Here is a 22022-nt window from a genome sequence, read left to right as displayed (position 1 = left end):
TTTTTATCGGTTCTGTTCCGGATTCCACTGGGCATACCGCTGGCCGCGCAGGAACTGCCACAGGCCGAGGCTCATGCCCGCCAGGGTGACCAGCAAAAACGCCGCCAGACGGAATGGTTTGGGCAAACGGTGTTGCGAATCGAGCAGGCCGGCGATGGCGATCGTGTAGCCGATCAGCTGCGCGATCAGGCTCAAGCGATAAAAGCCGTGTTCTTGCCACAGCCAGAAGTTGCTCAGCAGCAACGGCAGCAACAGCACGGGCGCCAGTCGGCGGATCAATTTGTGGCTGATCAACGCGATCGAATACAGGCCATGCTTGAACGGATTGAGCAGCTCGCTGCGTTGCGCCAGGCTCTGCAAGCCGCCGACTGTAACGCGCTGACGCCGACGAAACTGCTTGCCCGCCTCATCGACGCCATGGTCGATCACTTGCGCTTCGGGCACGTAGACGATGCGTTTGCGTGCCACCGGCGCGCAGGTGCTGATAAAGAAATCGTCGTTGACCTCCGCTGGTACGTTCTGGAACAGCTCGCCGCGCAGAGCGAGCAGGGCGCCATCGGCGGAGACCATGCAACCGGTGCGATTCTCCACGCGGCGCAGCCAGCCTTCGTAGTGCCGGTACAGGCTGTCACCGACGCTCAGGCCCCCGCCGGTGACCGGAATCACCATGTGCCCGGCACAGGCGCCAACTTGCGGATCGCTCAACGGCGCGAGCAAGTGGCCGAGGGTGTCGCGTGACCATTGATTGTCGGCATCGGTGAACACCAGAATATCGCCGGTACTCAGCGCGGCGCCGGCATTCAGGGTCGCGGCCTTGCCCTGGCGGGGCAGGTCGAGCACGGTGATGCGCGGGTCGACCACTTTGCCCGCGCAAGCCACGGTGTCATCCGTCGAGCCATCGCTGGCGAGGATGATCTGCAACGTTGCCGGCTGATAATCCTGAGCCAGCAGCGTGCGCAATTTGTGCTCGATGTGCCGCGCCTCGTTGTGCGCGGCGATCACGATGCTGATGTTCAGCGGCGGCGCCGGAGTATGGCGCCAGGCCGGGAACAGCGGCGCCAGAAGCGTCAGCAGCAGCGGATAGCCGAGATAGGCGTAGACCGGCAGTAACAGGCACATCCAGAAAATGAATTCAGCCACGGGCAGGCCTCCTGGCGTTCCAATGACACAGACTCAGAATGAACGCGGCACCGGCCAGGTGCAGGCGCATCCAGTGCAAGCCCCACAATTGCAGGGTCAGGCCGATGTTTCGGTGTTTGATGCTCTGGCGAATGCTCAATACCAGGCCGGGCAGCAGGGTCAAGGAGACCATCAGTGACGCGTGATGCGGGAAGCCGTCGAGCAGTGCCGAAATCGCCAGAAAATCCAGAACCCAAACCGCGATCGACAGCAGGGGGAAGCGCAGCAGGCGCAGGCTCAAGCCATGGGTACGCAGCAGTTGCAGATGACTGCCCTGACGCCACATCTCCTTGCCCATCCACTCGCGCCAGTTCATTTCGTAGCCCCAGTGCAACGCGACCTGCTCATTGACCGACAGCAGGCGTGCACCGTGCTCGCGCAGGCGCAAGGTGAATTCCTTGTCTTCGCCGGTACGCAGGCTTTCGTTGAAACCGCCGACCTTGTCGAACCAGTGCCGGCGCATCAACAGGTTGGAACTGGGCAGCCAATCGACGACATGGCTGGCGTGGTCGGTTGGACGCAACGTGCGGCGCTGCCATGCGGTGGCGTACCACGGCGCGGCGGCGGGCGTGTGCAGATCGAGGCCAAAAACATCGGCCTGGCCGCTGGCTTCGATGTCGAACAGTGGGGTAAGCCAGTCTTCCGGCATCTCGACGTCTGCGTCGATGAACGCCAGCCATTCACCGCTGGCGATCGCCGTGCCGCGATTGCGCAACGCGCCGATCAACAGGCCCGGCATCACCAGCACCTGAGCGCCGAACTGCCGGGCAATCTGCGGGCCCTGATCGCTCGAACCGTTGTCGACCACGATCAATTCGCACTCGACATTGGCGGCGTGCGCGGCTTTTTGCGCAGCGAGCAGCGTGCGCCCAATGTGCCGGGCCTCGTTGTACATCGGAATGACGATACTGATCCGGCTCATGCGCGGGCCTCCTTCGTCAATGGCGCTTGTTCGGCTTTGAGGCGCAGAACGCTCGTCATGGCGAGCATGATCCACACGTATTTCTGGTTCGGTGCGCTGAGAAACATCAGAAACAGTGTCAGCGACAGAAAACTCACGCCTAGATGCGTCATCAGATCCGCCTGCTGCCAGTCGCGGCGCAGCATCCAGGCGGCCCGCGCACGGATCAGGTTGTACAACCCAAGACCCAGCATCCCGACAAACAGCAGTCCGGCAGGGACCCCGAGTTCGCTGAAGATTTCCAGGTAGGTGTTGTGCGCACGGCGGTACAGGTCGCCGATCTTGCGGTTGGCGGAAAACGCCTTGGCGTATCCGGTGGTCGCGTAGTGCAGCGGGAACGTCCCGGGGCCGGAGCCGAGCAGCGGGTTCTCGCGGATCATCTGGCTGCCGACCACGATGTACGAGGCGCGGCGACCCAGGGATTCGTCGTTGTGGCCCTTGGCGCCCGCGCTCAGCACGCTCAGCGATTGAATGCGCGCGAGGTAACCGGCAGGCATCGCATAGATCGCCAATGGAATCACGATGGCCGCGCCAAGCATGGCAAAACCCAAATGCCGTGGGCGAATCCGCGTCAGTTGCGCGCGGTAGTGCCAGCAGCCGATCAACAGACTCAGCGCCAGCACCACCAGCCCGGAACGCGACTCGGTTTTGGTCATGCCGCCCAGCAGCAGCAGGCAGCAACCGCCCCAGAACAACCGATGCCACAGGTTCGGGCTGCGGATCACCAGCAGCAGGCCCAGTGGAATGGCGAAGGCGATCAGCAGGGCGAACGCGTTGGGATCTTCAAGCAGCCCGGCGGCGCGGCCCTGGTCCTGGAATTTGCTTGAGAACATCGCCATGGCGCTGGTGGTGCTGACCGCCAGGGTCACCAATCGGGCGAACAGGTCGAGGTTAAGCTCGCGGCCGATCAGCAGGGTGATGACAAACAGGATCAGACCGACGCCGAGTTCGCGCAGATGCCCCAGCGACATGCCCATGTCATCGGTGTTGAACAGGCTCAGAAAGTACAGAACCATGAACCAGATCAGGTAGCGCCAGATATTACTGCGCAGGCGCTCCGAGGGAATCTGGTGCAGCGCCAGTTGCAGCATCAGGATCACCGCCAGTGATGCGCCGATCAGCTTGCTCCCGGACAGCATGTTGTCTTTGAAAAAACCTTCGAACGGCACCAGGGCGGCGATGCCGAGCAAGCCCCAGGACGGCTTGCGATACAACACGGCAAACCCCACCAGGCCCAGGACTGCCCCCGGCGCCAGATACGGATAAGGGCTGGCCAGCAAAGCAATGCAGACCAGACTGAGCAGACTGACGATCGAGAGCGGGAAAATCATGCGCGTGCCTCCCGTGCCGTGCGGATGTACAGCTGCGACCAGCGCTCGGCGAGAGCCTTGAGGTCGTAGCGATCCAGTTGCGTGCGTTTTGCGTTATCACGCAGTTGCCGCGCCAGTTTCGGCTCGGTCAACAGCGTGTCGAGCTGACGGGCGAGGGCCGCGCTGTCGACGGGTTCGACGAGCAAACCGTTGTGTCGGTGTTCCAGCACATCGGGAATCCCGCCAACGCCAAACGCCACCACCGGCACACCGGCCTGCATCGCCTCCAGCAAAATCATCGGCGTACCCTCGGTGCGCGAGCTGATCACCAGCGCATCGAGTTGCTGCCACCACGGTTGCATGGCGATCTGGTAACCCGGCAGACGAATCCGTTGCTGCAAGCCAGCGGCATCGATTCGCGCCTGCAATACCTCGCGTTCCGGGCCGTCGCCGAGCATCACCGCATCCAGTTGCGCATGTTGATGACACAGCGGGATCAGTGCATCGAGAAACAGATCCGGGCCTTTCTCGCTGCTCAGACGCCCGACATAACCCGCGAGCCAGCGCTGCCGATCGGCGTCATGCACCAGCGCCGCCGCGGCTGGCAAGCCATTGGGAATTACCTGCAGCTTCTCCGCCCGTACACTGGCCTGACGGTGCAGCAGCGCGATGCTTTCCGCGACGCAGACCACCCGATCTACCGAGGCGGTGCGGCACAGTTGCAGGCTCAGCCAGGTGTAGAACTTTTGCTTGCGGCTGCGCGGGGTGAAGCCGTGTTGGGTGATCACCAGCGGCAGGCGCAACAACGTCGCGCCGACCCAGCCAAACAACAGACCTTTGAAATTGTGGGTGTTGATCAGCGGCTGCTCGCTTTGCCGCTGCCGCAAGTGCCGCAGCAACTCCCCCAGCCCGGCACAGCCCCGGCAGTCCACCCCGGCCTCACGAAACCGCGCGATCAGCTCTGCTGGTGCGTCGAGGAACAGCACCTGATGCTGCCCCGGCGTCGCCAGGCAATGATCCAGCAACATCCGTTCGGCCCCATAGAAACCGCCGCTGCTGAGCAAATGAATGATCGGCAGGGCGGCGTTCGGGGCGGGCGCGGTGTTCAATTGCGCACCCAGTGCAGGAAGCTTGGCACCGTCCAGCTCTTGTGCGGATTGCTTGGCAGTACATTCTGGTCGTTGATCACCAACAGCACCGGCAAGCCCAGTTCGTGGCTGATTTGCGCCGGGTGTTTGAAGCGGTGATCGAAGAACTCACGCACGTAGACCAGTGCGATCGCCAGCAACAGACCGGTGAGCAGGCCGAACGGAATAATCAGCCCCGGTTTCGGGAAGGCCGCCTCGGTCGGTTCGAACGGCGGGCTGAGTACGCGGGCGTTGGACAGGTCGTCGTTGAGCGAGCGCGTGGTGCTGCTTTCGGCAAACCGCTGGGCGTAGGTCGAAAAAGCGGCGTGCATCGCATCAATCTCGGTGTCCATCTGCCGCAGCTTGCTCTGGGTTTGCTGCAACTCGTGGATGCGGTTCTTGAACTCGGTGATGCGCGCGGTTTTCTGGTCGATCACCTGCTTGACCACGGCCAGATCGGCGGTGCGTTCCTGGATGCGGTTGCTCACCACTTTGAGGAACTGCTGACGGGTGCGGGCGATTTGCTCGCGGGTCAGCAGCATCGGTTCACTGCCAGGCTGGAAGACCGCCAGGTCGTTCATGTAACGGCTGACCTGCGTGGTCAGTTGTTCGCCCATCTGTTTGATTTCCCGGTCCTCGAACGCCACGTTGTCGACGGTAGTGGTGAAGGTGAAGGGGAAGGTGTAATCGTTGAGCTTGCTGCTACTGGCGGCGGCCATAGCGGTTTTCAGGTATTCGAGCCAGCGCTGGCTCTGCAACAGGCGATCCTGATACAGGTTCAGCGCCTGCTCTTCGGTGTTGATCGCGTTCAGGCGGAAGGTGATCTCTTCCTTCGGATCCGAGGCGCCGACACTTTCCAGCAAGGCCTGACGGTTGCCTTCCAGACCATCGAGACGCACTTGATAGAGATGCTTCTTCGATTCGTAGAAGGACTGCGGCAGGTCGATCGATTGCAGCGCCTGACGGCTCACCAGATAGTTCTGCAGCAGGGCACTGACAAACGTCGTGCCTTGATGCGGGTCCGGGAAGCCATAGATGATCGAGATCACGTTGGAGCCGGGCAGGGTCTCGATCTTCAGGCTATCGATGGCCTGTTGGGTCAGCGCATCGAGCGTCGTGTCTCGCACCGGATCGGTCTCCAGCCCGAGCATGTTGCGCGTCGGGTTGATCACGTATTCGCGCAGCGGCGAACTGACGTAGCGTTTGAACGGCTCGCTCACCAGTTTGCTGAAGATGCCCGGCGAAGGCGTGTACTCGCCCTTGTCGCGCAACTCGCTGATGGTCTGGCGGATCAGCGCTGGCGACCGGAGGATGTTGCTCTCGGTTTCCATGTCCGCCAGCGACGGCGGAATGAACGTGGCGTTGTCCACCGTCAGCGACGTGGTGGCGTCACCCTGGGAGAGTTTTTTCGACTGCACGATCACCTGCGCGGTGATATCGAAGCTCTGTTTGAGCACCAATGGCAGCAGGAGGGCGATGACTGCAAAGATCAGGAAGACCCGTTTCACCAGTTGCTTGTTGGCGAAGAAGATCCTGAAGAACTCGTGCAGGTAGTTTTCCTTTGGGTTCATGTCGGTCACCTGAGAGTTAGTTATCACTGTCTTTGTTGTCGACGCGGTAGCCGAAGCTGAAGCCCACGCCCTGGAACAACACCACGTCCGCCAGTTGCCGAGCCAGTTCACCGGCGCTGGCCAGTTTGGTTTTCGGCACGAAAAGCATGTCGTCGGGTTGCAGATAAGCGATTTGCGAAGCATCGCCGGACAAGGCTTTTTCGACGTCGTAGTGCACTGCCTGCACCTGATTGCCGTTGCGGCGCATGATCACCACCGAGTCCAGCCGCGCCTTGACGTTGGTGCCGCGCGCCAGAGTCAGCGCCTCAAGCACCGACACGGGTCGACGGATCGGGTAGGAACCCGGTTGGCCGACTTCGCCGAGTACGTAGATTTCATTGCCGGCGGTGGACTTGAGCAGCACGTCCACCGTCATTCGGCCCGGCAGTTGCGCGTACTTCTGATTAAGGAAGGTTTCCAGCTGATTGATGGTCATGCCTTGTAGCGGCACGGCGCCGATTTCCGGAAAACTGGCGTAGCCGTCAGTGCCGACGGTGATCTCGCGGCTCATGCCGGTGGCCGGGTGGTTCAGTGCATTTTTCAGGTTCTGTTCGTTGGTCAACGGGCTGATGATCTGCACCGTCAGCTGATTGCGGTTGGGCTGGAACAGTTGTTTGCGCTGATAGACCCGCTGGATTTCCTGCCGCGCCTCATCGCTGGTCAGCCCGGCGATTTTCACCGAGGTGTTGGCGCCCGGCAGTTCGATGGTGCCGTCGGGCAGCACCAGTTGATTGCCGTTGAGCTGGCTGGCAGCGGTGAAATTCAGGCCGATCTGATCACCCGACTGCACGCGGTAGGCATCCGAACCGCTGGTGCTGATGTGGAAGATCACGTCCAGCACATCCTGCGGGCGCAGGGTCTGCTCGATCTTCGGCATATCGGTTGCCTGGGCGTTGGCCGGGGTGGCGGTGAGGATATTCACCGGCATGTTGCGGGTATCGGAATTGCTGGAGCAGCCCGCAAGCGGCAGCAAGAGCAAGACAAGCATTTTGGCGTTCATGGCGTCATCCTTTGCGGTTGCTCACAGATTTTTGTAAAGCCACTTGGGCATGTAGTACTTGCGCCGGTTGAACACGCTGCCGACCACTTTTGCCCCGGCCTGGGTAAGGCGTTGCACGGCGGCCTGGGCGACTTCCCAACGGGTGTCTTCGGCGCGAACCACGAACACCACGCCATCGACCTGGGTGCTGATGACCAGCGTGTCGGCGGCGGAATACACCGCGTCGCCATCGATCACCACGAAGCGGTACCGGCTGCCCAACTGATCGAGCAACGGGCTCAGGCGCTCGGCGGTCAGGTGTTCCATGGTGCGGATCGGCCGGCCGTTGGGCAGCACGTCGAATGGCAGGCTCGAAATCTGCACCACGCAGTCCTGCAACAGCGGCGGGTTGTCCGGGTTGAACAGCAGGTCGCGCAGGCCGCGCTCCTTGCTCAGGTTCATCTGCTGGGTCAGGTTGCTCGCCGATTGGCTGGCGTCGACCAGCAGCACCTGGCCGCTGCTCATCTGCGCCAGTTGACTGGCCAGTGCCAGCGCGCTGGTGGTGGTGCCGGCGCCGGGGTTGGCGGCGGTCAGGAACAGAATCCGCAGATCCAGATCCAGCACGGTCGAGGTCAGGTTCGATTCGCTGGGGTTGGCGATGCTCAGGCTTTTATTGGTTGAACCGTCCATTAGCTTGCTCCGTGGCCGCTGAATACTTTGAAGGGGGTTTTCAACAGGATCTTCAGATCAAGCAGAAGGCTCTGCTCGGCGATATAGCTGAGGTCCAACTCAACGCGCTGGTCGAAGTCGATGTTGCTGCGTCCGGAGATCTGCCACAGGCCGGTCATTCCGGGATAGATGCTCAAGCGAGCGAGGTGATTGTCCTTGTAGCGGTAAGCATTGAAGGAGGTCGGACGGGGGCCGACCAGACGCATGTCGCCGCTGATCACGTTGATCAGGTTGGGCAGTTCGTCGAGGCTGGTGCGGCGCAGAAAGCCGCCGATGCCGGTGATTCTCGGGTCCTTGTCGATCTTGAAATCAATCGCGTCGGCCCCGTGCTTGTTCAGGTGGCGCAACGATTCCTTGAGGTCTTCGGCGTTGGCAACCATGGTGCGGAATTTGTACATGCCGAATTTGCGCCCGCGATAACCGGTGCGTTTCTGCACGAACATCACCGGCCCCGGGCTGGTGAACTTGACGGCCAGCGCCAGGCCGATCAACAGCGGCGAAAACACCAACAGAATCGCCAGGGCGCCGAGACAAGCCACAATTCGATTGGTCCGCGACACCTGCCATGGCCGGCCACCGTCACGGCCAGTCACCCAACCGCGACCCTGGCGATGAATCGCGGCATCGAGGCGCATGCGGTGCTCGGGGTCTATGCGCTTGTCACGACGCAGTTCCTGCATCGGCATCGCTTTCTCATGTCCAGTCATAACGTTCTCCACTGATGGTCAGCCGCGTGCGGCGCGTGGGCGATAGGCAGTTGGGTAGTAGTCACGGAACCAGGCGATGAAGCGCCCGAGTCCGTCATCCAGCGCTATTCGGGGCTGAAAACCGGTGGCCTGGGCCAGATCGCTGGCTTCGGCACAAGTGTTGAGGACGTCGCCCGGCTGCAAGGGCAGCAGCTCGACCACGGCTTTTTGACCGAGGTGTTTTTCGATCAGCGCCAGGTAGGTTTTCAATTCCACCGGGTGCTGGCCGCCGATGTTGAACAGCCGCCACGGCGCCATGCTGCTGGCGGGGTCGGGCTGTTCGCGGTTCCATTCAGGGTTGGCTTGTGGCGGTTGCGGGATGAGGCGGGCGATGCTTTCGATGATGTCGTCGATGTAGGTGAAATCGCGCTGATGCTCGCCGTAGTTGAACAGCTTCAGCGGTTGCCCCTCGCTGATCGCCTTGGCGAACTGGATCGGCGACATGTCCGGCCGGCCCCACGGCCCGTACACGGTAAAAAAGCGCAGCCCGGTGCAGGGAATGCCAAACAAGTGGCTGTAGCTGTGAGCCATCAGTTCGTTGGCTTTCTTGGTCGCTGCGTACAGCGACAGCGGATGATTGACGCCGTCCTTCACCGAATACGGCGTGGTCTGGTTGGCGCCATACACCGAACTCGACGAGGCGTAGATCAGGTGCTCCACCGGATGCTGCCGGCAGCTCTCCAGAATGTTGAGGAAACCCTGCAGATTGCTGTCCAGGTACGCCCGTGGATTCTCCAGCGAATAACGCACCCCGGCTTGCGCGGCGAGATGGATGACCACTTGCGGACATTCCCGGACGAACAGCGCTTCGATGGCCGACGCATCGGCCAGGTCAACCGTAGCGAGCTGGAAATCGCCGACCTGCTCACGCACCCATTGCACGCGGTCGTGCTTGAGCTGCGGATCGTAGTAGGCGTTGAAATTATCCAGACCGACCACTGTGTGTCCGTCGCGCATCAGCCGCAAAACGCAATGGGCACCAATGAAGCCGGCCGCGCCGGTGACCAGGATTTTCATGGGCGCAGCCCTTCGGGGGCGATGTGGCGCAGGCCGATGCCGCTGTAATGCAGGCCTGCAGCGGCCAGATGTTCCGGGTTGTAAAGGTTGCGTCCGTCAATCACCACCCGCGCTCGCAGCTTGCTGGCCAGCCACTCGAAATCCACCACGCGGAAGTTTTTCCACTCGGTGCAGATCACCAGCGCATCGGCATCTTCCAGCGTGTCGTCACGGGTGGCGCACAGGTGCAAATCGTTACGGTAGCCATAGAGACGCCGGCACTCGGACATGGCTTCCGGGTCGTAGGCCTGCACGCTGGCACCTTCGGCCCACAACGCATCCATCAAGTAACGGCTGGGGGCTTCACGCATGTCGTCGGTATTGGGCTTGAACGCCAGGCCCCAGATCGCGATGGACTTGCCGGCCAGGCCTTGGGGGAACTGCGCTTTCAGCTTGCTGAAGAGGATGTGCCGCTGACTGTCGTTGACGTCGGTGACGCTGCGCAGCAGTTTCAACGGCATGCCGTTGTGTTCGGCGGTGTGCAGCAGGGCGCGCAGATCCTTGGGGAAACACGAGCCACCGAAGCCGCAGCCCGGATAGATAAAGTGATAACCGATGCGCGGGTCGGAACCGATGCCCTTGCGTACTGATTCGATGTCGGCGCCCAGCAACTCGGTGAGGTTGGCCAGCTCGTTCATGAAGCTGATGCGCGTGGCGAGCATCGCGTTGGCCGCGTATTTGGTCAGCTCGGCGCTGCGGTTATCCATGAACATGAGTTTTTCGTGGTTGCGGCAGAACGGCGCGTACAGCTCGCTCATTTGCTCGCGGGCCTCTTCATCGCGGGTGCCGACGATGATCCGGTCGGGGCGCATGCAATCGGCGAGTGCGCTGCCTTCTTTGAGGAATTCGGGGTTGGAGACCACGCGCACGTTCAAATCGGTCCTGCCGCGGCGCAGCAATTCGCTGTTGGCGGTGGCGAGAACTTGATCGGCGGTGCCGACCGGCACCGTGGATTTGATGATCAGGGTACGATCGGCCTCCATTAAACCGGCGATCTGCCGGGCAACGTTGAGCACATGGCTGAGGTCAGCTGAGCCGTCTTCATCGGCCGGGGTGCCGACCGCGATGAAAATCAGCTCGGCGTGTTCGACCGCGTCGCTGGCCTGAGTGCTGAACAGAAGGCGCGCAGCCTTGATGTTTTCTTCAAGTGCGCTGGACAGCCCTGGTTCGCTAATGGGCGGCACCGCTTGTTGCAGTTGTTTAATCTTCTTCGGGTCTATGTCAACGCATAAAACCCGATGTCCGACATCTGCAAGTGCGGCAGCTTGTATAAGTCCAACATAGCCCGTGCCAAATACGCTCACGTCCATCTGCGCACCCTCGATAGAGCGAAAAGAAGAAGTTTTTAGAAGACCGTAGAAGGGGTATAGCGCAGTGTTTGAAAAGCGTGTCAGCAAAATGACATGTTGCACCTGTATAACACTTGAGGGTTTTTTGGCGATTGGCCATCAAGTCATTGCTGCGATTGGATTTGTTGATTTTTTGCAGATTTGTTCAGATTCAGAATAAGCGATAAACGGTTGTAAGCCTTACATTTAAAGGCTTCTGGAGCTGAAGGTGTGTCAGATTTGAGTCAACGTTTTTTTGACGCTTTACCGGAGAATCAGTCAATTCTTGCGCTTTGATGGCTGGGTGCTAGTGTCAGGTTCTACCCGACAAACCTTTGACTCCCCGCCTTTTTGCACGACCGGTATCGCCATGTCCAGATATGCGAAAGAACTGCTTTTAATTATCTATTTGTTGTTTTACTCCGCTTATTACATTGAGCGGGTAAATGCTATCGGCCTGGGTTTTTCTATACTTCTTTTTGGCGCGATGTTTTTGGCGCTTACTTTTGCGTTATATCTAACGGCGTATATACGGCAGACACTCATTCGACATCTATTCGCATTGGTGATGTTTGGTTCGGCGGTGTTTTTCGACATCTATACCCGGGTCACCGCGGATTACCTGAGCTACAGCAATTTTGTCTCGCTGGTGTATTCCGGCGGCTTCATTCAGGAAGCGGCTTACCAGTACCGGGACGCAATCATCCACAGCGCGCTCAATGGCCTGCTGCTGTTGTTTGCCATCGGTCTCAAGCCGCGCCATTCGCTCATCGTGCCGAACGCGTTGCGCGTGGCGGCGCCGTTGTGTGGCGTGCTGCTGCTCAGCGCGGTGCTGTTTTTGCGCGCGGGCGAGGGTGCTCGCGGTTTGCCGATCATGTACACGCCGTTAGCCTATCTGAACCTGTTTGCCTATGAGGCGCTGCACAACACCGTCGGCCCGCGTGAGCCGGTCACGCTGGCGCGCAGTTCGCAAGCGGTGGGGCACGACATCGTGCTGATCATCGACGAAAGCATCTCCGGCAATTATCTGGATATCAACGCGCCATTTGGCGTGCACAGCAACCTCAAACAGCCCCACGCAGGCGTCGACATCTTCAATTACGGTTATGCCGCGTCCATCGCCAATTGCAGCGCCGACACCAACATCACCCTGCGCTACGGTGGCACCCGCGCCGACTACATGCGCATCAACAGCACCCTGCCGTCGATCTGGCAGTACGCAAAAAAGGCCGGCCTGCGCACGGTGTACATCGACGCCCAACGTACCGGTGGCAACCTGCAGAACCTGATGAACGACGCCGAGATAAAGGACATCGACGAGTTTGTCCAATTCGACCGCACCAGCGTGCGCGACCGAGATATGGCCGCCGCCGCGAAGCTGATCGAGCTGCTCAACGACGACAAGCCCGAGCTGATCCTGATCAACAAGGTCGGCGCGCATTTTCCGGTGCACGACAAATACCCGGATGCCTTCATGGCTTACCGCCCGACCCTGCCGCGCGGGCAGTTCACGGAAGTCGCCGATACCGGTGAACGCGACGGTTTCAATGGTCAGGTGGATGACTGGGTGCTTTACCGCAACGCCTACAAAAACACGGTTTTATGGAACGTCGGCGAGTTTTTTGCGCGGGTATTGGCCAAGGGCAATCTGAACAATGCACTGCTGATCTATACCTCCGATCACGGGCAGGATCTGCACGAACGCGGTAACCCGGGGCTCAATACCCATTGCGGCGGGGACCCGGTGGAGGAGGAGGGCCTGGTGCCGCTGGTGGTGATTCAGGGCCGCGATCTGAAAACCTTCGACTGGTCGGCGCAGTTGGCGGCGAACAAGGATCGCTCCAGTCACTACAACATCTTCCCTACGCTGTTGCAGTTGATGGGGTATGACCTGGCGGGCATCGAATCGGTGTACGGCAAGCCGCTGACGGTGCCGACGGTGGATGAGTTCACCTTCAACTATCGCTTCAATGCGCGGTTGGGGGCCAAGCCGGAGTGGAAACATATTGATCTGGGCAGCATAGTGACGCCGACGCAGGCGCCGGCGAGTGTGGCGGCGGGGCAGTAGGTTTTATATGGGCAGAACTGGCCTCATCGCTGGCAAGCCAGCTCCCACAATGATTGAGGGTGTTCACACTATGGCGTTCACCCTCGCACCCTGTGGGAGCTGGCTTGCCTGCGATGAGGCCGTGTGATTCAACGCAGGATTCAGGTCTGTCACCGTCATCCGCTATTCTTGCCCCACACTGACTCATCAGGTGGCGGCATGCTCCAGATCCAAAACGTTTGCAAAAGTTACCTTACCCCCCAAGGCCCGTTACCCGTGCTGCAAGGCGTCGACCTGACGCTGGAACCCGGGAGCAGTCTGGCGTTGATGGGCGAATCCGGCAGTGGCAAAAGCACCTTGCTGCACTTGATCGCCGGTCTCGACAAGGTCGACAGCGGCAGCATTCGCAGCGGCGAGCATCGGCTCGAGAGCATGAACGAAGCGCAGTTGGCCAACTGGCGGCGCACGGAAATCGGCTTGGTGTTCCAGCAGTTCAACCTGATCGGAAGCTTGCGCGTCGAAGACAATCTGGCGTTTCAGGCGCGCCTGGCCGGGCGTCACGATCCGCGTTGGCAGGCGCATCTGGTGCAGCGTCTGGGCCTGGGCGATTTGCTCAAGCGCTATCCCGAGCAGCTCTCGGGTGGTCAGCAGCAGCGTGTCGCGTTGGGTCGGGCGCTGGCCTCGCAGCCGAAACTGCTGTTGGCCGACGAACCGACCGGCAGCCTCGATGAAGCGACCAGTGACGAAGTGCTGCGATTGTTGCTGGAACTGCTCGACGACACGCCGACGACCTTGCTGATGGTCACTCACAGCCCTCGGGTGGCGGCGCGGTTGGCGCAGCGAGTGGTGCTGTCCAGCGGACGTTTGACGTGATTGTCTTCCGGCAAACCCTGCGTGCGCTGCTCAGCCATTGGCGACGGCACCCGGTGCAGTTTTTCAGTGTGCTGACCGGGTTGTGGCTGGCCACCAGCCTGTTGACTGGCGTTGAGGCGCTGAACAGTCAGGCTCGCGACAGCTACGCTCGCGCCAGCCAACTGATCGGCGGCGAACCGCAAGCCAGCCTCAGTACACCGAGCGGTGCGACGTTCCCCCAACAATGGTTCATCGACCTGCGGCGCCAGGGCTGGCCGGTGTCGCCACTGTTGAATGGACGCTTGAACCTCAAGAATCACGACAATCAACGGCTGCAACTGATGGGCATCGAACCGGTGTCGCTGCCAGCCGATTCCGCTGTGGCCGGGCAGGCGATGCCGATCGAGCGTGTCGTCGAATTCTTCACGCCGCCGGGCAGTACGTGGATTTCCCCGGAAACCCTGCAGGCCCTGAACCTGCGCGAAGGCGCTACGCCGCAAACGGTCAGTGGCCAGACGTTGCCGCCGTTGCTGGCGCAAAAGGACATGGCGCCGGGCGTGTTATTGGTCGACATCGGCGTCGCGCAAACCCTGCTCGAACAACCCGGACAACTCTCGCGTTTGCTGTTGCCCAAGGATTTTCAAGGCGAGTTGCCGGCCACGCTCAAAGGCCAGTTGCAGCTCAAGAGCAGTGGCGAGGAAAACAATCTGGCGCGCCTGACCGAGAGCTTTCACCTCAATCTTGATGCCTTGGGTTTTCTGTCGTTTGTTGTCGGCTTATTCATTGTGCATGCGGCCATCGGTCTGGCGCTGGAGCAACGGCGTGGCCTGCTGCGCACATTGCGTGCCTGCGGGGTCAGCGCGCGGATGTTGATGGGGTGCCTGATTTTCGAATTGGGTGTGCTGGCGCTGATCGGCGGAGTGTTCGGAGTGATCAGCGGTTACTGGCTGGCCAGTGTGTTGCTGCCGGATGTCGCCGCCAGCCTGCGCGGGTTGTACGGCGCAGAAGTGGCGGGGCAGTTGCGTCTGAGCCCTTGGTGGTGGTTCAGCGGGATCGGTTTGAGCCTGCTCGGCGCCTTGCTGGCCGGTGCCAACAGCCTGCTTCGTGCAGCGCGTTTGCCGCTGCTGGCGGTGGCAGATCCGCAAGCCTGGCATGAGCAATACATGCGCTGGTTGCGGCGTCAGGGCTGGCTGGCCCTGGTGTTGGGCGTGATTGCGCTGGTGGCGTTGCTTTGGGGCGACAGCCTGGCCAGCGGTTTTGTGCTGATGGCGGGGTTGCTGCTCGGCGCCGCGCTGGCCTTGCCGGTGCTGCTGAGTGGCGTGTTGAATCAACTGCTCGGGCGCAGTCGTTCGGTGCTCGGCCAATGGTTTATCGCCGACTGCCGCCAACAATTGCCAGCACTGAGCCTGGCGCTGATGGCATTGCTTCTGGCGCTGGCGGCCAACATCGGCGCTGGCAGCATGACCTCCGGTTTTCGCCAGACTTTCAACGACTGGCTCGAACAACGCCTGAGCGCCGAGCTTTACATCAATCCGAGCAACCCGGCCCAGGCCCGCGAGATGTCCACTTGGCTGAAACAGCAGCCACTGGTGACGGCGGTGCTGCCCAACTTGCAAGTCGCGGTCACCTTGCAAGGCTGGCCGGCAGATGTCTACGGGGTGATTGATCATCCTTATTATCGCCAGCACTGGCCATTGCTCGATGCCAGTGGCGGTGATCCATGGGCGCATCTGGCGACGGATGATGCAGTGATGCTCAGCGAGCAACTCGCCCGCCGCCTGCAGGTGCGCGCCGGTGATCGCCTGACGATACCTGCTCCGAATGGCGCGTGGTCGCCGCGAATCGTTGGCATTTATGCCGATTACGGCAATCCCAAGGGCCATTTGCTGGTCAATAGCAACCATCTGCTGCGCGGATGGCCGCAGTTGACGCCGAACCGTTTCAATCTGCGTATCGACCCAGAGAACATTCCGCCATTTCTGAGGGCATTACAGGCGCGTTTTCAACTCGATGACAGCCGCATCGTCGATCAGGCGCGGCTCAAGGGCTGGTCGGTTGAAGTGTTCGAACGCACCTTCGCCGCCACGGCGGCTTTGAACACCTTGACCCTGGCGGTCGCGGGCGTGGCACTGTTTATCAGCCTGTTGACCCAGAGCCAAAGCCGCCTCGGGCAACTCGCGCCGTTGTGGGCACTGGGCGTGACACGGCGCCAATTGATGCTGCTCAACCTCGGTCAGACCTGGTTGCTGGCGGTGCTGACGCTGGTGTTGGCGCTGCCACTGGGAATTGCGCTGGCGTGGTGTCTGGACGCGGTGATCAACGTGCAGGCGTTTGGCTGGCGTCTGCCGTTGCGCGTGTTCCCGTGGCAGCTTTTGCAACTGATGGGGTTGGCGTTGCTGGCCACCTTGCTGGCGTCGGCGTGGCCGTTGTATTCGCTGTACCGCACGCAACCGGCGGATCTGCTGAGGACGTTTGCCCATGAGGACTGACTTCGTTGTGCTGATGGTTCTGCTGTTGCTCGGCGGCTGCGATCAGTCAGTGCCCGAGCAAAAGGGCTTTGCCGGAATGGGCAATCAGGCACAGGCATTTACGCCGGTGGTGCCGGGGCGGGTGTTCAGCTTTCCGGCGGATCATGGCGTCCATGAGGGGTTTCGCATTGAGTGGTGGTACGTCACCGCCAATCTCAAGGATCAGCAGGGCAATGATTTCGGTGTGCAATGGACGCTGTTTCGCAGCGCCCTTAAACCGGTGCCGGAGCAGGCAGGTTGGGGCAGTCAAACGATCTGGCTGGGCCATGCGGCAGTGACTTCGGCAACGGCGCATTATGCCGCCGAGCGTTATGCCCGTGGCGGCGTTGGTCAGGCCGGCGTGCGTTTGGCGCCGTTCGAGGCGTGGATCGATGATTGGCAGTTCAGCAGTCAGGCGGTCGATCCTTTGACTGACTTGCAACTCAGTGCGCGTGATAGATCATTTGCCTATCAACTGCATCTCACCTCCAGCCGTCCGTTGGTGCTGCAGGGCGACAAGGGGTTCAGCCAGAAATCCGAACAAGGGCAGGCATCGTATTACTACAGCCAACCGTTTTTTCAGGCCAGTGGCACGCTGCAGATCGATGGCAAGACTTACACCGTCAGCGGTCCTGCCTGGCTCGACCGCGAGTGGAGCAGCCAGCCGCTGACCGCCAGCCAGACTGGCTGGGACTGGTTCTCCCTGCACCTGGACAGCGGCGAACACCTGATGCTTTATCGCATGCGCCAGAAGGAGGGCGCGCCGTACCTGACCGGCACCTGGATCGGCGCTGACGGCCAGACGCAAACGCTGCATAGCGAGCAGATCAAACTTATCCCGCAAGACACCGCCAAGGTCGCTGGCCGCGCGATGCCGGTGCGCTGGACGATCAGCATTCCAGACAAGCACCTCGACATCAGCCTTTCGGCGCTCAACTCCAACGCATGGATGGACCTGCGCATTCCCTATTGGGAAGGCCCGGTGCGTGTCAGCGGCAGCCACGGCGGCAAGGGGTATCTGGAAATGACCGGGTACTGATGCGACTCCTGCGTGGATCCGGTTGAACTCCATTTGGTCGTCGAACCTCTACAAAAGGTACTTCCTGTTGAGGACCAGAGATGAGCGACGACCTGCAACCCCAAGACCTCACCACTTGGCAACGTCTGTTCGACGATGACACTTTGTGGCAGCAATCCCCCGACGCTCACTTCCTCGACCTGCAACGCATCGCCGACGACCTGCTCGGGCAGGGCGCCATCGACCTTGAGCAATGGCAGATCCTGCGCGCCAAAGCCGATGACCTGCACAAGGATTCCCCCGCCGTAAACGTCGCCCGCGAACTTGACGACCCTGACGCCTGAGGACAACACCGATGAAACCTGAATCTGAAAACCAGCATCCTGACGAACCCCGGCCAGCGGGGGAAACCGAGCGCGACAACGACGCTCTGCGTCCTACCGATCCGAAGCAGCGTGAAGAGAGCGCTAAAGGCACGGCCAGTGGCGAATCGACCGCACAGGAAACAGCCGCGCCACAAACCAAAGCCAAGCCCTGACCAGCGTCTATGCTCAGTGACACACCCCGCGTCTGAAATGATTCCGGCGTCGGGTGCTGCCACTCAACGACAGGGAAAGTACGCTTATGAAGCCTCATGCACTCGCCAGGTCCATCGCCCTCGCAACGCTGCTGTCTGCCTCCAGTCTCTCCGCGTTTGCCGCCGACATACCGCTGTCGGCAACGGTTGAAGCCGACAAAGTCACCACCAAAGTGTTAGCGGTTGATGCACAGAATCATCAGGTTGTGCTGGAAGGCGCAGAAGGCACGCAAGTTCACGTACAGCTCACGGAGAAGGCGAAAAACCTCGCCAATCTCAAGGTTGGCGACCAGGTTACCGTGGAGGTCATGCGCTCCGTTGCGGCCTATCTCGATACCGATGTGGATAAAGGTCTGCCTGGCACCACCGAGCGAACCGGCGAGATACGCAATGCTCCGGGCAGCAGCAATCCCGGCGGCGAAGCTTACCGTCAGGTTCAGGTGCAATTGAAAATCACCAAAATTGATTTGAAGACAAATCAGGTGACGCTACAGAACCCTGCTGGCGTATCGAAAACCCTCAACGTCGAACGGCCTGAAATTCAGGACAAACTGAAAAATCTCAAAGTCGGGCAGAGCGTTGTAGTCACTTATACCGATGTATTAAAAGTGACCAGTCAACACGAAAGTTGAGTTATAGCTCTACAGAATGACTGCTCTTGTACAGTCTTTGTATTAGAGTAGTCATACTATTAGTTGGCTCAGGGTTTCTGAAAGTTTCGTGAAAGGTTCGTGTGGAATTTCATGGATAAATATCTATTAACTTTCTTGTACATAATATTTACATTGAAGTATGGCGACATATCCGCCAACTTCTATTAAAATCCTTCGCGTTCGCCCAGTGTCAGGGCTCTTTACCGGTGCATGGATTGCCAGGCCATTACACTGGGCGAACACCTCCATCGGAGCAAATGTATACAATTTCAGTTAAAAAAAGGGTGACTTTTAAAGTCACCCTTTTTGTTGCTGTGAGTTAAATCGATGTTTGTATCCCGCGTTTGCCTCGCTGTCCCTGGAAGCGCTCGATAGTCGCCTGGTACATTTTCGTCCGACGGTGATTTTTCCCGTAGGTGCCCGCAGCGGCGACCGTTCCTGCCTGGATGTGATCGAGATAACGGAAGATCTTGCGCGGCGACAGCAGCTTGATGCCGTATCCAAGGCTCACCATTCGATCCTGCAGCGTGTAACCGGGTACGCGATCATCCATGCAGAAGTGCAGGCCTTGAGACTTCATCAGTCGCACGTTCCACAACGTACAGAAACTTTTCAGGTGAGTTTCCTTATAAGGTCTTGGCGGTTTGGATTTCATCCCCAGACGAACTTTTGCCTGACGAACATAATGCTTGCAAAAGCGTGAAGTTAAACGCCAGGTATCCCGCAATATCCCCCGATTGATTTGCTCGACACAACCAACTGCGGCGATGTCCGCACTTTTTGTGCACTCGCGCAGCATCATTTCAAACACTTCTTTGTCATAGACGAAGGTGTCGGTGTGGAGCAAAAACAAATAATCGGTTTCAACCTTTTCCAGCGCCAGATCAAGTGCCTTGCCATGGGCAATATGGCCCGCTTCTTTGCCCGGAGAAGGCCGCTCGATCAAGTTGATCCAGTCGAGCGAACGCAAGTAATCCAGACTCTCATCCGCTGAATCGTTGTCCACCACCCACACTGGAATGCGCTGTTTCTGGACGTGCTGGTGCAATAGTTCCAGGCACATCCGGGTAATGTCCACGGTCTTGTAATTGACCAGGACAAGGCTGAAGTTCGGCTGTGGTTGGGTTGGCAGATTAAACGCATTCATAACAGAAAAACTCATCCACGGTTCAATGACGACAGGGGGCTAATGGACCGGGATGGTAGTGACGCAACCTTAGCCGAACCTTAATATGCAGGTCTGGCAGCGCTTCAGAATGTGTCGAAGTGAGTCGAGAGAAAGCTGCTGTATTTGCTTGGCGCGCTCGGGTTACAGGCTAGAATGCCCGCCCAATCCACGATTCAAGGAAGAAGCGGCGATCGCCGTTGCGTCACGGATGAAACCACTTTCCCTCTACCACCCGGCCTTGTACTGGCTGCGCGTGTGGCAAAAAAGACTGTTCCGGCACATCGCCTGGCACTGCTCCAGCAAGCGTTACGCGCGACCCCTTGTGTCGACCGAACGCCTGCCATTTCGCTACCTCAAACACACCTCGAAACTCATCCGTAAACTCGGCGACTCCGACCTCGCCCTGCAACACAACAAAGTCATCAACCTCAAACTCGCCGTCGCCGCCATCGACGGCGTCATCATCGCGCCTGGCGAACATTTCTCCTTCTGCCGCCTCGTCGGCCGCCCAACGCGTAAACGTGGCTACGTTGAAGGGATGGAATTGTCCTTCGGTGAGGCCCGCACCGGCGTCGGTGGCGGGATATGCCAATTGAGCAATCTGATTCATTGGATGGCCATACATTCACCGTTGGTGGTGGTCGAGCGCTCCAATCACAGCTTCGATCCGTTTCCGGATGAGGGACGAGTACTGCCGTTTGGCTCCGGTGCGGCGATTTTCTATAACTACATTGACCTGGTGCTGCATAACCCGACAGACCGGTGTTTTCAGTTGAAGTTGAATGTCGGGCAGACGCAACTGGAAGGGGAGTTGTTATGTGATCAGGTGCGGGCGTATCGGTATCACGTTTTCCAGGAAGGGCATCGGTTTGTGCGCGAAGGAGAGCGGGTATATCGGGAAAATGAGATCTGGCGGGAAGTTCGGGAAAAGGGGCAGGTGGGGGCATTGGTGATGCGCGAAAGGCTTTATCGCAATCGTGTGGTGGTCAAGTATGCGGTGGCGGACGAGTTGATCGGATAGGGCTGGCGCAAATATGCTTTGCTGACGATGGCGCGCCGGATCTGATCAGTTTCTGAAATAAAGCTCGTCGAACTGGCGTCTGCGTATCGACAGATATTCATCCCATACCTTGGGGAAATCCTCTTCTCTGGTCAGCGGAAAGGTCAGATAAATGTATCTTCCGACAACACTGATGTACTGCCGCGCACGTTTGAAGGCCGGCTGCTCGCAAAGCGCAACGCTCTCATCGTAGGCGTCATGGTAATGACGAATGCTCACTCGATGCGGCGCGATCATGCCCCGCGCAAAATCGATTACCCAGCAATTATCAACGGCTGTGCTCAAGTACCCGTAAACACCATCACTCGATAAACGAATGCACGAATTGGCCTGACTACCGTCTTCATCGTTGACCAGAACAATCTGGTCGGCGAAATACTGGATCGTCCTGTTATCGGGCCCTTGCAGTAGCAAGCTCCAACCTTCTGCACCCATGTGGAACTCACCGTTGTTTTCGAAGATGGCGGTCCAGCCGTTGGCGAGTTTGATTTGGCGGATGTTCATCGGTTTTCCTTGGGGCATATTCGGAGAGTAAGCGTTCGAGGATTGATGCAGCTTGAGGCTCTAATACCCGTAATCAGGATCGAGCAGGAAAGGGGAGCGTGCGTTTTTTCCATTCGAAAGCAAACGCTTTTCCTTTAATTCACTCGGTGGTGTCGCTGGTCACCGACTCTTCCAGCACTTGCGGCTGTTTGCCTTCGTGAAGGATTTCGGTGAGCAGCCACAAGTCGTTCCACTTGGCTTGCGGGTATTGAGTCAGCGCTAGAAAGTGGCCGCCGACCAGCAACGGTTGATCGCTTTTGCCTTCGGCGAGCTGGAAGTCGCTGCGGTGGCGTTCGAGGGCGCGTTTGGCCAGGTGCTTGCCGCGTTCGCGGTCGATGAAGCGGCCCGGGTAATCGTAGTCTTCGAGGTCGGGCAGGGCGTCGCCGCGCTTTTCGCTTTCGAGGCTGATGCACGGTTTTTCGAAGTCGTAGTCGTGGCGCGTGGTGCCGCTGGTGCGGGTTTCCAGGCGCAGGTCGAAGCGCTTGATCACCGGGTCGCTTCCAGCGCAGCGAAGAGTTTTTCTGGCAGGAACAGGCCATGCTCATCGAACCATGTGCCTTTCTCATCGAACT

At 59.4% G+C, this 22022-nt stretch carries 20 protein-coding genes and 1 pseudogene; 8 read left to right on the top strand and 13 right to left on the bottom strand.

All coding sequences use genetic code 11. The features are described 5' to 3' along the window. Positions 1 to 3 precede the first annotated feature (3 nt). Genes IEQ42_RS20065 through IEQ42_RS20020 form a run of 10 tightly spaced genes read right to left on the bottom strand, consistent with a single transcriptional unit; the run spans position 4 to position 11007 of the window. Complete coding sequence (locus IEQ42_RS20065) at positions 4 to 1140, bottom strand: glycosyltransferase (protein ID WP_210704863.1); 1137 nt, start codon at positions 1138 to 1140, stop codon at positions 4 to 6. Further along, a complete protein-coding gene (locus IEQ42_RS20060) occupies positions 1133 to 2101 on the bottom strand; it encodes a glycosyltransferase (RefSeq protein ID WP_210704862.1) in 969 nt (322 codons plus the stop codon). The genes IEQ42_RS20065 and IEQ42_RS20060 overlap by 8 nt, the downstream gene beginning before the upstream one ends. Beyond that, positions 2098 to 3471, bottom strand: coding sequence for an O-antigen ligase family protein (locus IEQ42_RS20055; RefSeq protein ID WP_210704861.1), 1374 nt, complete (start codon positions 3469 to 3471; stop codon positions 2098 to 2100). Before IEQ42_RS20055 ends, IEQ42_RS20060 begins: the two co-directional genes overlap by 4 nt. Continuing rightward, a complete protein-coding gene (locus IEQ42_RS20050) occupies positions 3468 to 4559 on the bottom strand; it encodes a glycosyltransferase family 4 protein (RefSeq protein WP_210704860.1) in 1092 nt (363 codons plus the stop codon). The genes IEQ42_RS20055 and IEQ42_RS20050 overlap by 4 nt, the downstream gene beginning before the upstream one ends. Beyond that, positions 4556 to 6148: a GumC family protein gene (locus tag IEQ42_RS20045; protein WP_210704859.1), complete on the bottom strand. Its 1593-nt coding sequence runs from the start codon at positions 6146 to 6148 to the stop codon at positions 4556 to 4558. Before IEQ42_RS20045 ends, IEQ42_RS20050 begins: the two co-directional genes overlap by 4 nt. 16 nt (positions 6149 to 6164) lie before the next feature. Continuing rightward, on the bottom strand, positions 6165 to 7187 hold the full coding sequence (locus IEQ42_RS20040; RefSeq protein WP_210704858.1) for a polysaccharide biosynthesis/export family protein: 1023 nt from the start codon (positions 7185 to 7187) through the stop codon (positions 6165 to 6167). Between the two features lie 21 nt (positions 7188 to 7208). Next, positions 7209 to 7856 (bottom strand): CpsD/CapB family tyrosine-protein kinase, encoded by a 648-nt coding sequence (locus IEQ42_RS20035; RefSeq protein ID WP_042559768.1) that lies wholly within the window; start codon positions 7854 to 7856, stop codon positions 7209 to 7211. Continuing rightward, positions 7856 to 8602, bottom strand: coding sequence for a sugar transferase (locus IEQ42_RS20030; protein WP_042559767.1), 747 nt, complete (start codon positions 8600 to 8602; stop codon positions 7856 to 7858). Before IEQ42_RS20030 ends, IEQ42_RS20035 begins: the two co-directional genes overlap by 1 nt. Before the next feature lie 18 nt (positions 8603 to 8620). Further along, the gene (locus IEQ42_RS20025; RefSeq protein WP_210704857.1) at positions 8621 to 9658 is read right to left on the bottom strand and encodes an NAD-dependent epimerase; all 1038 of its coding nucleotides are present in this window, start codon (positions 9656 to 9658) and stop codon (positions 8621 to 8623) included. Beyond that, positions 9655 to 11007: a UDP-glucose dehydrogenase family protein gene (locus tag IEQ42_RS20020; RefSeq protein WP_042559765.1), complete on the bottom strand. Its 1353-nt coding sequence runs from the start codon at positions 11005 to 11007 to the stop codon at positions 9655 to 9657. The genes IEQ42_RS20025 and IEQ42_RS20020 overlap by 4 nt, the downstream gene beginning before the upstream one ends. A gap of 388 nt (positions 11008 to 11395) precedes the next feature. On the opposite strand from IEQ42_RS20020, the gene IEQ42_RS20015 reads away from it, so the two are divergent. The 7 genes from IEQ42_RS20015 to IEQ42_RS19985 all read left to right on the top strand — a co-directional run bounded on the left by IEQ42_RS20015 (position 11396) and on the right by IEQ42_RS19985 (position 18658). Beyond that, complete coding sequence (locus IEQ42_RS20015; RefSeq protein WP_210704855.1) at positions 11396 to 13093, top strand: sulfatase-like hydrolase/transferase; 1698 nt, start codon at positions 11396 to 11398, stop codon at positions 13091 to 13093. A gap of 198 nt (positions 13094 to 13291) precedes the next feature. Further along, the gene (locus IEQ42_RS20010) at positions 13292 to 13945 is read left to right on the top strand and encodes an ABC transporter ATP-binding protein (protein WP_210704854.1); all 654 of its coding nucleotides are present in this window, start codon (positions 13292 to 13294) and stop codon (positions 13943 to 13945) included. Then, complete coding sequence (locus tag IEQ42_RS20005; RefSeq protein ID WP_210704853.1) at positions 13942 to 16413, top strand: FtsX-like permease family protein; 2472 nt, start codon at positions 13942 to 13944, stop codon at positions 16411 to 16413. The genes IEQ42_RS20010 and IEQ42_RS20005 overlap by 4 nt, the downstream gene beginning before the upstream one ends. Next, entirely contained in the window at positions 16403 to 17470 is a 1068-nt protein-coding gene (locus IEQ42_RS20000; protein WP_210704852.1) for a lipocalin-like domain-containing protein, read from the top strand. Before IEQ42_RS20005 ends, IEQ42_RS20000 begins: the two co-directional genes overlap by 11 nt. 80 nt (positions 17471 to 17550) lie before the next feature. Then, entirely contained in the window at positions 17551 to 17793 is a 243-nt protein-coding gene (locus IEQ42_RS19995) for a hypothetical protein (RefSeq protein ID WP_210704851.1), read from the top strand. A gap of 11 nt (positions 17794 to 17804) precedes the next feature. After that, complete coding sequence (locus IEQ42_RS19990) at positions 17805 to 17987, top strand: hypothetical protein (RefSeq protein WP_042559760.1); 183 nt, start codon at positions 17805 to 17807, stop codon at positions 17985 to 17987. Positions 17988 to 18073: 86 nt separating this feature from the next. After that, positions 18074 to 18658, top strand: a complete 585-nt coding sequence (locus IEQ42_RS19985; protein WP_210704906.1) for a hypothetical protein — start codon at positions 18074 to 18076, stop codon at positions 18656 to 18658. Between the two features lie 340 nt (positions 18659 to 18998). Here the strand turns inward: IEQ42_RS19985 and IEQ42_RS19980 are convergent, their stop codons facing one another. Continuing rightward, positions 18999 to 19826, bottom strand: a complete 828-nt coding sequence (locus tag IEQ42_RS19980; protein ID WP_210704850.1) for a glycosyltransferase family 2 protein — start codon at positions 19824 to 19826, stop codon at positions 18999 to 19001. A 229-nt stretch (positions 19827 to 20055) separates the two neighbouring features. Between IEQ42_RS19980 and IEQ42_RS19975 the strand changes: the two genes are divergently transcribed. Next, positions 20056 to 20868: a VanW family protein gene (locus tag IEQ42_RS19975; protein ID WP_210704905.1), complete on the top strand. Its 813-nt coding sequence runs from the start codon at positions 20056 to 20058 to the stop codon at positions 20866 to 20868. A 45-nt stretch (positions 20869 to 20913) separates the two neighbouring features. On the opposite strand, the gene IEQ42_RS19970 is transcribed toward IEQ42_RS19975, so the two are convergent. Beyond that, a complete protein-coding gene (locus IEQ42_RS19970) occupies positions 20914 to 21411 on the bottom strand; it encodes a hypothetical protein (RefSeq protein ID WP_210704849.1) in 498 nt (165 codons plus the stop codon). Between the two features lie 145 nt (positions 21412 to 21556). Next, positions 21557 to 21946: pseudogene (locus IEQ42_RS19965) on the bottom strand (contractile injection system protein, VgrG/Pvc8 family); the annotation flags it as partial. Positions 21947 to 22022: the final 76 nt, after the last annotated feature.

It is taken from the genome of Pseudomonas iridis (genome assembly GCF_017980685.1).
GTDB classification, from domain to species: Bacteria; Pseudomonadota; Gammaproteobacteria; order Pseudomonadales; family Pseudomonadaceae; genus Aquipseudomonas; species Aquipseudomonas iridis.
The sequence above is the reverse complement of the archived record's forward strand: the minus strand, read 5'-3'. Positions and strand labels throughout refer to the sequence as shown.